Raw genomic sequence first — 13023 nt, 5'->3', positions numbered from 1 at the left:
CGCAGCCTCTGCAGTCGGCCAAGTCGCATGCACAGGCTGATGGCACTATAGACAGCATGAATAAGGCTTGTCACCCGCCTTTCGACAGGCGCTTGGCCAAGGCATCGCTGAGCCTGGCGCTCAGGCCATACACCGATAACTGTGGGTTGGCGCCAATGCTGGTGGGGAACAACGAGCCGTCGTGAATCGACAGATTGGCCAATTGATGATGCTGGCCAAGGCTATTGCACACCGCCTGGCGCGGGTCTTCACCCATGGCGCAGCCACCCATGACATGGGCGCTGCCCAAGCGGACAAGAAAGCGTTCGAGGTTCAGGCCGTCGATCATCAGCCGGGCTTCGGCCAGGCTTTTCACGTAATGCGCGTCACTGTGCAGCGGCAGAACCGCCTCGGCACCAGCTGCGAACTGGATCTCGGCCATGCTGTGGAAGGCGCGACGCAGGCCATCCCAGGTGTAGTCGGATATCGAATAGTCGAGCACGGGTGAACCATCATCACGCAGCGACACCTCGCCACCGACACTCTGTGGATGGAAGCCGTCACGCATGAGGGCCAGCATGACATGGGTGTTCGGCAGTTGCGCCATGCGCAGGGCATTCTCGCGGCCAAAGTGACCTAGCAGGGTACTGGCAAGTGCCGGGTGCAGGGGCGGCACCTCCAGCTTGTAGGCCATGGGCCCGGTAACGCCATCGCGCCATTGAAAATGGTCGGAGTAGATCGACTGAGGGGCGCCGTAAAACGGGTTCACGGTGTCCTTGAACTGCGCGGCGCTGAAATTGACCAGGTGCAAGAAGGTGCGCTTGCCGAGACGCTGATGTGGATCTGGCGCATCGGAGCGCAACAACAAGGCCGGGCTGTTGATACCGCCACCGGCCAGCACATAGTGCTGCGCCTTGATGGTGATGCGCCGGCCCGTGGGCGAAACGCAGCGGCTGTCCATGGCCACACACTCCAACTGCGCGATACGTTCGCCGTTATGCACCAGCCGCTCGGCACGGGCCAGGTACAGCAGCTCGCCGCCGCGCTCCAGCGTCGCCGGAATACTGGTGACCAGCATCGACTGCTTGGCGTTGACCGGGCACCCCATACCGCAATAGCCCAGGTTCCAGCAGCCACGCACATTGCGAGGAATGACCTTCCAGGCGTAACCCAACTGCTCACAGCCGCGGCGCAGCACCTCATTGTTGGCATTCGGCGGCATGGCCCAGGGTTCAATGCCAAGGCGCTTTTCCATGCGTTCGAACCATGGCGCCAGTGCTTCGGCACTGTGGCCTTTGACCCCGTGCTCGGTGGCCCAGTGGTCCAGGGTTTGCGCCGGCGTGCGAAAACTTGAGGTCCAGTTGATCAGCGTCGTGCCACCGACCGCCCGGCCTTGCAGGATGGTAATGGCGCCGTCCTTGCTCATGCGGCCGATGCCCTCCTGATAGAGGTTGGCATAGGCCTGGTCTTCGAGCAGGTGAAAGTCGCTACTGGTCTTCAACGGCCCCTCTTCGATCAGCAACACCTTGAGCCCGGCAGCGCTGAGCAACTCGGCGGTGGTGGCGCCACCGGCACCGCTGCCGATGATGGCTACATCGGCTTCCAGCGTCAGATCCTGGCTCAGTGTCGAACCGTCGTAGGTCTTCCAGCCGCGGGCCAGGCCTTCGCGGAACAGATCGGGTACGGGCATGTCGGTGCTCTGGATAAGGGGTCAGATTTTCGGCGGGCCGGGGTAGCCACAGTCGGCCCACGCATCGGGCAGGCTGTACCACGCCATCTGTAACAGTTGAAGCAGCGAGCCATGCCCCATGCGTAACAGGTCGAAGGTGCTGTGCTGCCATCGTTTCAGAAAAGCCTGGATCTGCTCGCTACTTGCCTGATCCCACGCGCCCCATACGCCGGTGAGCGGGCCTCGGGTCAGGGGCAGGCTGAGCACATCGAGTAGCTGCCGAGTCAGTTTCAGCATGGCTGGGGAGAGGGAGGCGAGCTTGTCATCCAGGCTGCGCAGCACCGCCTCCACCACGTGCACTGCAGCCGTGCCTTCCAGAACCACGGGGATCAGCGCCCGCAACATCGGCAGGTCGCTGTCGCGCAGTACCTGCAAGCCCTTGGCCGACGGCGCCGGTGTGCAACCACCCAGCCCAACCGTGGCAAGTAGCGCGGTGGCGCCGAGCCCCAGCTTGAGCAGACTGCGCCGGTTCAGTGTGTGCAGGTCAGGCAGGCATGTCGTCATTGTTATTGGGCCTGGAAGTGATCGCCGGATTAACGGATGAACAGTTTGTACACCAGCTTTTGCAGGGCCTTGCCATAAGGCGGGTAGATCAGCCGCGCCGCATTCAATCGCTGCTTGACCAGCACCGCCTTGGCCTTGCTGAAGGTCAGGAAACCATCATGCCCGTGGTAATGGCCCATGCCAGAAGGGCCGACGCCACCGAACGGCAGGTCATCCTGAGCAACATGCAACAGGGTGTCGTTCAGGCACACCCCACCGGAGTGCGTCTGCTCCAGCACGCGCTGCTGTTCTCGGCGGTTATAGCCGAAGTAATACAGCGCCAGCGGGCGGGGCCGCTGGTTGACGTAGGCCAGGGCATCGTCAAGCTGGCGATAGGGCACAACGGGCAACAGCGGGCCGAAGATTTCGTCCTGCATGACCCGCATGTCGTCGTTGACCTGCAGCAGCACGTGAGGTGCCAACTGCCGGCCCTCGCTGTGCTCCCCGGGGTACAGGTCGAGCACCTGTGCGCCCTTGTCGCGCGCATCGCTGAGGTAGTCGTTGAGCCTGGCCAACTGGCGCGTGTTGATGATGGCGCTGTAGTCCGGGTTACCTGCGATCTGTGGATAGAACCGCTGTACCGCCTTGCGGTAGGCGTCGACAAACCCGGCCAAGCGCTGTTCAGGCACCAGTACATAGTCCGGGGCAACACAGGTTTGCCCGGCATTCAGGGTTTTGCCAAAAGCAATCCGTTCGGCTGCAGCCTCCAGTGGTACATCCGCCGAGACGATCGCCGGGGATTTACCCCCAAGTTCCAGCGTCACGGGGGTCAGGTTTTGTGCGGCGGCCTGCATGACCTTGCGCCCGATGGAGGTCGCGCCCGTGAACAACAGGTGGTCGAACGGTAAGTGCGAGAACGCCTCGCCAACCTCGGCCTCGCCCAACACCACACTGACCAGGTCATCGGGAAAGACCTTCTGCAGCAGGCCTTTGAGCCGTTCGCCAGTGGCCGGCGTGGCTTCGCTAAGCTTGAGCATCACCCGGTTGCCAGCTGCCAGAGCGCCGGTAAGCGGGCCTATGGCAAGAAACAGCGGGTAGTTCCAGGGCACGATCACCCCGACTACGCCCAATGGCTGGTACTCCACCCGCGCACGGGCAGGCTGGAACGCCAGGCCGACCGGGCGCCGAGCTGCTTTCATCCAGCGCTGCAGGTGTCGCTCGGCATGGCGCAGGCCCTGAACACTGGGCATCAGTTCGGCCAGCAGGGTTTCATCGGCACTGCGCGTGGAAAAATCGCAGCCAATCGCCTCGACCAGTTCGTCCTGATGCTCCAACAGCGCCAGGCGCAGGTGCTTCAACCACTGCCGACGCTGGGCCGCAGGCGGCATCGGGTTACCGGCAAAGGCCTGTCGTTGAGCGGCAAAGGTCGCGTTCATTGCATCAAGTGCAGTGGCTAGCGGTAGCGTACTGGCAGTGTCGACGGTCATGCAGTGCTCCACGACAGGGGCAATATGAATAGAGCTAATGCTCTAATATTGCACTGTTGTACCAATTTTAAAAGCCTCTGGCCGGGTACATCCTGCGGTCGATAAACCGTAAGATGGGCCTAATCATTCAAGCTCATGTTTTGGGAGCTGACCCATGGCCCCACGAATCAATACCCGCGAACGCATCGTGCAGAACAGCCTGGAGCTGTTCAACCAGCAAGGCGAGCGCAGTGTGAGTACCAACCACATCGCCGCTCACATGGAGATTTCGCCCGGAAACCTGTACTACCACTTTGCCAACAAGCAGGAAATCATCGCCGTATTGTTCACGCAGTACGAAGAACAGGTGGACAGCTTCCTGCGCCCGCCCGAAGGGCGGATGGCGACCGTGGAAGACAAGCGCTTCTACCTCAAGGAATTGCTGGCCGCGATGTGGAACTATCGCTTCCTGCACCGCGACCTTGAGCACCTGCTCGACAGCGATCAGGAACTGGCCTCGCGTTACCGCCGCTTTTCTCAACGCTGCCTGCTGCAGGGGCAGGCGATCTATCGCGGTTTCGTCGAAGCCGGCATCGTTGCGATGGACGCCGTACAGATCGAGTCGCTGACGCTCAACGCCTGGATCGTGCTGACCTCCTGGGTGCGGTTTCTCTGCACGACCCGCGAGCATTCCGCGCACCTGAGTGAGGAAGCGTTCAAGCGTGGCGTTTATCAGGTGCTGGTACTTGAGCTGGGCTTCGTCACCGCCCAGGCGCGCCCGGCAGTGGATGCCCTGTGTGAAGAATTCTACGTTTCGCTGAACAAGGCACTGGAGCAGTGACGCCCCCAGCCTTTGCTACTCACCCCTAGTTTGAACAATAAGGAGATGGTCATGCCCCTCGCGCAACTGATGAGCCCTGAGCAACTGGCCGAACGGCTCGAACAGCCAAAGCTGGTGGTGCTCGATTGCCGCTTTGCCCTGGACGATGTCGATTACGGTCAGCGCAGTTATGCCGGAGGGCATATCGCCGGTGCGCATTTCGCCGATCTGGAGCGCGACCTTAGCGGCCCGGTGGTCAAGGGCGTGAGTGGACGTCACCCGCTCCCCCAGCCAGGGAGGTTGATTGAACGCCTGCAAAGCTGGGGCGTGGATAACGACAGTGACGTCGTGCTTTATGACGATGGCCCGGGCGCCTTTGCCGCGCGAGCCTGGTGGCTGTTGGCCTGGCTGGGCAAGCGCAGTGGCGTCTACGTGCTCGACGGCGGGCTCAAGGCCTGGCACGCCGCAGGGTTGCCGTTGAGCCTGGACCCCGCAGAAAAACGAGAAGGACATTTTTCCGGCAAACCGGATCAGGCCATGCTGGTTTCGGCGCAGCAACTGAACAAACGTCTGGGTTCACCGGAACTGACCTTGCTTGATGCCCGTGCCTTGCCGCGTTTCCGTGGCGAAGTAGAACCTATCGACCCGGTCGCAGGGCATATCCCGGGCGCCCAATGCGCAGCCTTCACCGATAACCTGGGCGCTGATGGCCGTTTCCTGCCGGCCGAGCAGTTGCGCCAACGCTTTGCTGCTGTTCTGGGCGCGCGTCAGCCAGAAAACCTGGTGGCCTATTGCGGTTCAGGCGTGACCGCCTGCCATAACCTGTTTGCCCTGTGCCTGGCCGGTTACCCGCTGGCAACGCTGTACGCCGGCTCCTGGAGCGAGTGGATTACCGACCCGCAAAACGCTGTCGCCACCGGCGATTAAGCACCGCTGGCCAACCACTGCGGAATGCGCCGCTCCAGGTAATAGCCGGGGTGGCGCAGGCTCCCGTCGATAAAACCGACATGCCCACCGTGGGCATGCAGTTCCAGAGTGGTCTGCGTCGACAGCTCGTTGTTACCCGGCAGGCTGTGGCGAAACACGAAGGGGTCATCGCTGGACTGGATGATCAGCGTTGGCGTCCGATTCTCCCCGAGAAAGTAACGGCTCGATGAACGCCGGTAATAGTCATGGGCGTCGGCAAAGCCGTTCAGCGGCGCAGTGACCTTGCCGTCAAAATCCCAGAACGTGCGCAAATGCTCCAGTGACCCCAGGCGCTCGATAGCCGACAAACCCTCCTGATGGCCGTGGCGCTGGAAATGCCGCTGCTTGTCTTTCACGTAAGCCCGCATCGCGCGCATGAAATGGGCTTGATACACCCGCGAAAAGCCCTGGCCAATTCGGTCGGCACACTGATCCAGGCGAAACGGTACCGAAACCGCCACGGCGGCTTGCAAAGGGCAGGACGTGCCGGTTTCCCCAAGGTACTTGAGCAGTATGTTGCCACCCAAGGAGTAACCGACAGCGTAGAGCGGTGCGACGGGACGTTGAACCTGCACATGAGTAATGACTTCGGCCAGGTCCTCGCTGGCGCCAGAGTGGTAGCTGCGCGGCAACAGGTTCGGCTCGCCTGAACAGCCTCGCCAGTTCACCGCAACACTGCCCCAGCCCTGCTCCGCGAGTGCCTGCTGCAAGCCGAGGATATAGGGCGATGATGAGGACCCCGTCAGGCCATGTAGCAGCAGTACCTGGGGAGCATCAATGCGGTGCGGGCCGTACCAGTCCAGGTCGAGAAAATCACCGTCCTTTAACCAAAGTCGCTCACGGCTGCGTGACGGCTGGGCGAGCTTGCGCCATAGCGGTCCCCACAAGGTTTGCAGATGGGGGTTGCCCAGCCCGGGGGCTGGGCGAAATACGGGTGTATTGAGGCTCTGGGGCAACTTCGATTCCTCTTCTGGCGTCAACTAAGTTGCCACAAACCATAATCGTTGTACCGCCACTATTCGTCGGCTTGTGTAATCAACAATAGCTCGGGCAACGGCTCCTGAGGCACCTCGGGACCAACACTGATGAACACCGACTTCTTAAGGTCTAAGTTGCGATTTACGGCAAGCCTGACAGCCTCTGGCGTCAAGGCGAAAGCCTCTTCCTGTTGCCGCTGAATGTAATCAAGCGGCCTACCGTTGAAGCCTATGGCAGAAATTTTCCGCACCGCGAGGGCGTTGACCGAAATTGAGTTGAGCGCTTCGCTACGAAATAGCTGTCTGGCCAGGTCCAGCTCTTCCTGGGTGGGGCCGTTACGCAGGAATGTCTCCAGCATCTCACTGACCAACGCTTGAGAAGCCTCGTTGTAGCGAGGCTCTACATCCCATTTGATCTGCAACGAACCGCCTGCCTTGAACGGCATGAACGTGGCCACAACACCATAGGTCAGCCCACGTTTATGGCGCAGTTCATTCGTCAGACGTGCGTTGGGATGGTTGCCCAATAAAATACTGGCAATCTCCATGGCAACGTAATCCGGGTCGTCTAGCGTGACGCTCGGAAATGCCAGCATGACATCGGTTTGTGCATTCGGGCGCTCAAAATGCAGAACCTCAGGCTCAGCTTCTGGCGTACTGGCAATCGGAGGTTGAGCCGGCCCCTCGGGCAGCGCCTGGCTAACGGTTTCGGCAATGGCCTTGGCCTCCTCCAGCGCCAGATCACCGATCAGTGAAATGACCATGTTCTGGGGGGTGTAGGTCTGGCTATGAAACCTGTGCAAGGCTTCGCGGGTAACCGCTGCAATACCCTCTGGCGTGCCCCCTGACGGCTGGGCGTAGGGGTGGCCACGAAAGAGCTGGGCATATAACTCGTTCTTCAGGAAAAACGGCATCCAATTGTTGTCATCGTTCAACTGATTGAGCATCTCCCCTTTCAACCGCTGCAACTGAGTGGCGCCCAGTGCGGGCTTGCCAACCACCTCGGCGAACAGCTCAACCAGCGGTATACGGTGCTCGGCAGCGCTCAGGCTGCGCAGCGAAACAGAGACAGAGTCCGCCTCGTAACGGGTCGAGAACTTAGCGCCGTGCCGCTCGAACAGTTCGGCAATTTCGTCGGTGTTGTAGTCTTTGGTTCCTTCGTTGAGCATGCTCACGGTAAGCGCTGATAACCCGGGCGTGTCGCCATCCCGGACGCTGCCGGCATCAATCTTCAGCACCAGATCAAACATGGGCAGGCCAGGCGAATGCACGAATAGCACCTGAGTGCCTGCGTCGGTACGCCAGGTCTGAATGTCCTGCTTTATCTCGGGGTGGCTGAGCAGATCAATCTCGTGAGGCGAGGTAAGCCCACCGAACAGTTCGTCCGTTGCTGTTGCGGCGGTAGAGGTCATCAGGGTGAAGAGCGCAACGCTTAGTACGCCAATCACGCCATGACGCATACGTGCCTTGAGGTTATTCATGGTCGGCCTCCTTGGCCTGCAGATGGGCAATGGTCAAACGCTCACGCGTCAACAGGCTTTGGGCGGCGTGCTGAACATCCTCGGCGGTAACAGCTTGCAGTGCCTGGATTTCGTCGTTGAGGTAGGTCAGCGGTAAACCGCTGCCGACGAACTCGCCGATGGCGTCGGCCTGTGCACCCAATTCGTCGCGGACATACACCTGCGAAGCGATCAAACGCGCTTTGGCACGTGCCAGTTCGGCTGCTGTAGGTGGCGTGGACTTGAGTGCTTCGAGCATTTCCCAGATCCGCATTTCGACGTCAGCCAATGCGGGCTGGGTGGCCGGGTTTGGGAACGCATCCAGCGTCAGCAGTGTGTCGCCGCGCCGGTAGGGCTCGTAGGAAGACTGTACATAGGACAGCATTTTTTCATGACGGATCAGTTGGGCGTTCATGCGTGAACTGAAGCCTTCCGTGAGTATCTGAGGAATCAGGCGCAATGCCAGGGGCAGATGAGGCGCTTCAGCCGTTGCAGCACTGGGGACGTTAAAGGCCAGTATCAGGCCAGGCTCCAACTGGGGCAGGCGCAGGTCCAGGCGACGCTCGCCCACGCTACCCTGCTCGCGAGGCACTTTCTTCACCGGAGTGTCTCGGCGCGCAATGGCGCCGAAATAGCGCTCAACCAAGGGTTTAAGCGTTTCAAGGTTTACGTCACCCACCACCACAAGGGTGGCGTTGTTGGGGACATACCAGTCGCGATACCACTGCCGCAGCTCCTCGACGCGCATCTGTTCAAGGTCGTTTGCCCAACCAATTGTCGGCGTCCGGTAGCTGCTCTGTGCATAGGCGTGGGCCTGGACCCGTTCCTGAGCCAACATGATCGGCGCGTTGTCCACGCGGCGGCGGCGCTCAGCCTTTACTACCTCGATCTCACGCGCATATTCCGTTGCGCCCAAACGCGCAGTTTCCATCGCGTCAGCGGCTGCCTCCAGGGCGATTGCAAGCCGGTCGCTGGGCAAGGTCTGGTGAAAAACCGTGGCGTCATGTGTAGTGAAGGCGTTTTCCGTGGCCCCGATGCGGCCGAATATCTTTGCAATCTGGCCGGGGCCGATTTTGCTGCTGCCCTCGAACATCAAGTGTTCCAGTGCATGGGACAATCCCGATTGGCCGGGGTATTCGTAGCTGGAGCCGACGTGGTACCACAGCTGCGATTCAACGAGAGGGGCACGGCGATCTTCTCGCAAAATAACCTGCAGGCCATTGTCGAGGGTGAAGTGCTGCAAGGGGGCGGGTTCACTGGCCGTTGCCAATAGCGGCAGGCCGGGGGCAAGACAGGCGAGCGCCCATCGCAAGGTTTTTTTGATCATGGGAAGTACTCCATAAAGTGGCATCAATTGCCGGAGTAGCTTCTGTGTTCTGCCAAAGGGGATGGGTGTAGATAGTTATTGAGGTGTCAGGCCCGCCGAGCGGCGGGCCTGATGTGCGATCAGCTGCGCTGCCACAACGCGTAGTGCACCTGGCCGGCCTTTTTCTCCCGGTGCAACCGCCAGTTGCCGGGCATGTGCAGGCTCGACGGCGCGGTCTCACTCTCGGTGTAGATCCACGCGCGTGGCGCCAGCCATTGGCGCTCTTCAAGCAGGCTGCAGGTCGTGCTCAGCAGGTCCTGGTGAAACGGCGGATCGAGAAACACCACATCAAAGGGAGCACCTGGCTCGCCCTGCAGGTAACGCTGGGCGTCACTCTGGATCACCTGGCCAAGCGAGCAACGCAGGAGTTCCAGGTTCTGCTTGAGGCTGGCAATCGCAGCCGGATTGTTGTCCAGCGCTACCGCAGAGGCGGCACCGCGCGACAACGCCTCAAGGTACAACGCCCCGCTGCCACTGAAAGCATCCAGCACACGCGCGCCTTCGATGTAGGCAGCCAGCCAGTTGAACAGGGTTTCTCGCACCCGGTCCGGGGTCGGGCGCAAGCCTGGGCCGTCGGGGAAATTCAGACGACGGCTACGCCATTCGCCGCCAATGATGCGCAGTTGGCCCTGGCCATTGTGGGCACGGGCCGGTTTTGCGGATGGACTGGCCATTAATGCTCCGGAACACCGAGCGGTTGCTCGGCGGGTTTGTCTGTAGGGGGTGGCAAAGGCTTTTGCGGCACACTCGGCCCCGCCGTAACGATGACCATCTTGTCAGCCACCAGGTGCTTGTTCAGCGCCGCCTTGACCTGCTCGGTGGTCAGGCTCTGGGACTGCTGCATGTAGTCTTCCAGGTAGGTCAGCGGCAGGTTGTAGAAGCCGATAGCGCCCAGTTGGCCAACGATACTGGCGTTGCTGGCATTGGACAGCGGGAAGCTGCCGGCCAACTCACGCTTGGCGTCGTCCAGCTCTTGCTGGGTAGGGCCGGTTTTCAGGTAGTCACGCAGAATGTCCTGAACCAGTTTCAGGGTGCCCTCGCTGAGTTCGGCGCGGGTCTGCAGGTTGATCAGGAACGGCCCACGTGCCTGCATCGGCGTGAACCCGGAGTACACCCCGTAGGTCAGGCCGCGTTTTTCCCGTACTTCGCTCATCAGCCGCGTGCCGAATGTACCGCCACCCAGGATCTGGTTACCCAGCATCAGCGCGGCATAATCCGGATCGTTGCGGTCGATGCCCAATTGGGCGAGCAGCAGGTGGGTCTGCTTGGACGGGAAGTCGATATGGCTGGCGCCCGGCGTGGGCTCGCTCGGCTCGGCGACTTTGGCCAGTGCCGGGCCTTTAGGCAGCGCGGCAGATACCTGGGCAGCGATCTTTTCGGCGTCTTCGCGGCTCAGGTCACCCACCAGTGCGATCACGACGTTACCTGCGGCGTAGGCCTTGGCATGGAAAGCACGCAGTTGTTCGACGGTAATCGGGGTAATGCTCTTGGCATTGCCATCGCTCGGGTGAGCGTAGGGGTGGCTGCCATAGAGGCGTTCGAACAGTTGCTGGCTCGCCAGTTTGCCGGGGTTCTGTTTCTGGTACTCGAAACCCGCCAGCAACTGGTTCTTGATTCGCGCCAGTGCATCGCTCGGGAACGTCGGCTTGCCGACCACCTCAGCGAACAGTTTGAGCGCAGGCTCACGCTTGCTCGTGCTGCTCAGGCTACGCAAAGTGGCAACAGCCATGTCGCGGTAGGCGCCGTTACCGAAATCGGCCCCCAAGCCTTCGAAACCTTCGGCAATGGCACTGACGTCCTTGCCGGCAACGCCTTCATTGAGCATGGCATTGGTCAGGGTCGCCAAGCCAGGGGCATCGCCATCCTGGCTACTGCCTGCAGCGAAAGTCAGGCGCAGGTCGAACATCGGCAGCTCGCGGGCTTCGACGAACAGCACCTTGGCGCCCTCAGCGGTGTTCCAGGTCTGGATATCCAGTTGGCGGCGACTCGGCGCCTTGTCGTCGAGCTCAGCCAGCGACTGCAAGGTATTGCTTGGCTTTGCCGCCGGTTGTTCTGCGACTGCAGCGTTATCGGACTGGGCAGGGCGGGCCAGGAAGAATGCCAGCAGTGCCACCGCCAGCAGGATACCCAGGCCCATCAGGGTGTAACGGGGAGTCGTGCGCTCACTCATGAGCCTTTTCCTCGGGCAATACGTGGGCGATGCTCAGGCGCTCGCGGGTGAAGTAGGTGCTCGCGGCCTTCTGGATGTCAGCCGGGGTCACGTTTTTCAGCTCGTCCAGTTCGTTGTCGATCAACTTCCAGGACAGGCCAACCGTCTCCAACTGGCCAATGGTGGTGGCCTGGCTGCTGATAGAGTCGCGGTTGTAGACCAACCCAGCGATCACTTGGGCTCGAACACGCTCAAGCTCTTCAGCCGACGGCGGCGTGGTCTTCAGCTCTTCGAGCAGCTTCCAGATACCGGCCTCGACGTCGGCCAGGGTCTTGTTCTTCTGGGTATTGGGCGTGGCCGAAATCACGAACAGGCTGTCACCACGGGCAAAGGCGTCGTAGTTGGTAGACGCCCCGGAAACCAGTTCCTGCTCACGCTCGAGGCGGGTAGACAGGCGGGCGCTGTAGCCCCCATCAAGCAGGGCCGAGATCAGGCGCAGGGCGTGTACGGTACGCGGGTCCTTGGCGGTTGCCAGGCTCGGTACGTTGAAGCCGTAGATCAGGCTCGGCAACTGGGTGCGCACATGCAGCGTCAGCTGGCGCAGGCCAGGCTCGGCCAGTTCCAGCGGAAGCTTGGCCGAGGGCACCGGACGCTTGGGAATACCACCAAAAAAGCGCTGGGCGAGGGTTTTGACCTCGTCCGGGGTGACGTCGCCGACCACGACCAAGGTGGCGTTGTTCGGCACATACCAGGACTGATACCAATGGCGCAGGTCTTCGACGGTCATGCGCTCAAGGTCGGCCATCCAGCCGATGGTCGGTGTGTGGTAGCCACTGGCCGGGTAAGCCATCGCGTTAAACCGCTCGTACGCCTTGGCAGTCGGCTGATCGTCGGTGCGCAGGCGGCGCTCTTCCTTGATGACTTCGATTTCACGGCTGAATTCGTCGGCAGGCAGGCGCAGGCTGGCCATGCGGTCGGCTTCCAGCTCAAAGGCCACCGGCAAACGGTCGCGGGCCAGCACCTGGTAATAGGCGGTGTAGTCATCGCTGGTGAAGGCGTTTTCTTCGGCGCCCAGGTCACGCAGGATGCGAGAAGCTTCGCCAGGGCCAAGTTTCTCGCTGCCCTTGAACATCATGTGCTCCAAGGCATGGGACAAACCGGTCTGCCCCGGCGTCTCATAGCTGGAGCCCACCTTGTACCAGACCTGCGAAACCACCACGGGCGCGCGGTGGTCCTCGCGCACGACCACTTTGAGGCCGTTGTCGAGGGTGAACTCGTGAGTGGGCTGCGGATCGGCGGCAAAGGCCGCGAACGGCAGAATAACTGTGCTGAGCAGCAGGCCAGTGGCACGGCGGGCTAGAGCATTCATTCGTTGTTCAACCTGTAGGACTGCCCGCTTGGTCTTAGCGTCTGCGGGCGAGGAGGTGCTAGGATACTGATCCGGTTGCCAGACGACCATGCCTGTCGGGGTTCAAGCCCGAAGGCTTCTCGACAAAATGTGCGCATGAACAAGCCGGTTTAAACATAGTCTGTTCTGCGTTGAAAGAATTTTTTGAGGCGCCACAGTGGCGCATCGCTACCCTGAGATA

At 61.0% G+C, this 13023-nt stretch carries 11 protein-coding genes; 2 read left to right on the top strand and 9 right to left on the bottom strand.

What is annotated here, in order from left to right; translation table 11 throughout:
- Positions 1-70: 70 nt before the first annotated feature.
- Genes EKA13_RS04305 through EKA13_RS04295 form a run of 3 tightly spaced genes read right to left on the bottom strand, consistent with a single transcriptional unit; the run spans position 71 to position 3678 of the window.
- Positions 71-1669, bottom strand: coding sequence for a GMC family oxidoreductase (locus tag EKA13_RS04305; RefSeq protein WP_065758174.1), 1599 nt, complete (start codon positions 1667-1669; stop codon positions 71-73).
- Positions 1670-1690: 21 nt separating this feature from the next.
- Complete coding sequence (locus tag EKA13_RS04300) at positions 1691-2182, bottom strand: twin-arginine translocation pathway signal protein (protein WP_065758230.1); 492 nt, start codon at positions 2180-2182, stop codon at positions 1691-1693.
- A gap of 59 nt (positions 2183-2241) precedes the next feature.
- A complete protein-coding gene (locus EKA13_RS04295) occupies positions 2242-3678 on the bottom strand; it encodes a coniferyl aldehyde dehydrogenase (RefSeq protein ID WP_065758173.1) in 1437 nt (478 codons plus the stop codon).
- A gap of 154 nt (positions 3679-3832) precedes the next feature.
- Between EKA13_RS04295 and EKA13_RS04290 the strand changes: the two genes are divergently transcribed.
- The gene (locus EKA13_RS04290; RefSeq protein WP_065758172.1) at positions 3833-4498 is read left to right on the top strand and encodes a TetR/AcrR family transcriptional regulator; all 666 of its coding nucleotides are present in this window, start codon (positions 3833-3835) and stop codon (positions 4496-4498) included.
- A gap of 51 nt (positions 4499-4549) precedes the next feature.
- Positions 4550-5404 carry a sulfurtransferase gene (locus EKA13_RS04285; protein ID WP_065758171.1) on the top strand — a complete coding sequence of 285 codons (855 nt, stop codon included), beginning with the start codon at positions 4550-4552 and terminating at the stop codon, positions 5402-5404.
- Here the strand turns inward: EKA13_RS04285 and EKA13_RS04280 are convergent.
- The 6 genes from EKA13_RS04280 to EKA13_RS04255 all read right to left on the bottom strand — a co-directional run bounded on the left by EKA13_RS04280 (position 5401) and on the right by EKA13_RS04255 (position 12803).
- Positions 5401-6399, bottom strand: a complete 999-nt coding sequence (locus tag EKA13_RS04280; RefSeq protein ID WP_065758170.1) for a hydrolase — start codon at positions 6397-6399, stop codon at positions 5401-5403. The genes EKA13_RS04285 and EKA13_RS04280 overlap by 4 nt on opposite strands.
- 59 nt (positions 6400-6458) lie before the next feature.
- Positions 6459-7901 carry a M16 family metallopeptidase gene (locus tag EKA13_RS04275; RefSeq protein WP_065758169.1) on the bottom strand — a complete coding sequence of 481 codons (1443 nt, stop codon included), beginning with the start codon at positions 7899-7901 and terminating at the stop codon, positions 6459-6461.
- Entirely contained in the window at positions 7894-9246 is a 1353-nt protein-coding gene (locus tag EKA13_RS04270; protein WP_065758168.1) for a M16 family metallopeptidase, read from the bottom strand. The genes EKA13_RS04275 and EKA13_RS04270 overlap by 8 nt, the downstream gene beginning before the upstream one ends.
- A 119-nt stretch (positions 9247-9365) precedes the next feature.
- Positions 9366-9959: a 16S rRNA (guanine(966)-N(2))-methyltransferase RsmD gene (gene rsmD, locus EKA13_RS04265; RefSeq protein ID WP_065758167.1), complete on the bottom strand. Its 594-nt coding sequence runs from the start codon at positions 9957-9959 to the stop codon at positions 9366-9368.
- The gene (locus EKA13_RS04260; protein WP_065758166.1) at positions 9959-11455 is read right to left on the bottom strand and encodes a M16 family metallopeptidase; all 1497 of its coding nucleotides are present in this window, start codon (positions 11453-11455) and stop codon (positions 9959-9961) included. Before EKA13_RS04260 ends, rsmD begins: the two co-directional genes overlap by 1 nt.
- Complete coding sequence (locus EKA13_RS04255) at positions 11448-12803, bottom strand: M16 family metallopeptidase (protein WP_065758165.1); 1356 nt, start codon at positions 12801-12803, stop codon at positions 11448-11450. The genes EKA13_RS04260 and EKA13_RS04255 overlap by 8 nt, the downstream gene beginning before the upstream one ends.
- Between the last annotated feature and the right edge of the window lie 220 nt (positions 12804-13023).

The sequence above is a fragment of the Pseudomonas defluvii genome (assembly GCF_001695625.1).
GTDB lineage: Bacteria > Pseudomonadota > Gammaproteobacteria > Pseudomonadales > Pseudomonadaceae > Aquipseudomonas > Aquipseudomonas defluvii.
Note: the sequence above shows the minus strand (reverse complement) of the source record. Positions and strands in the feature narration are given on the sequence as shown.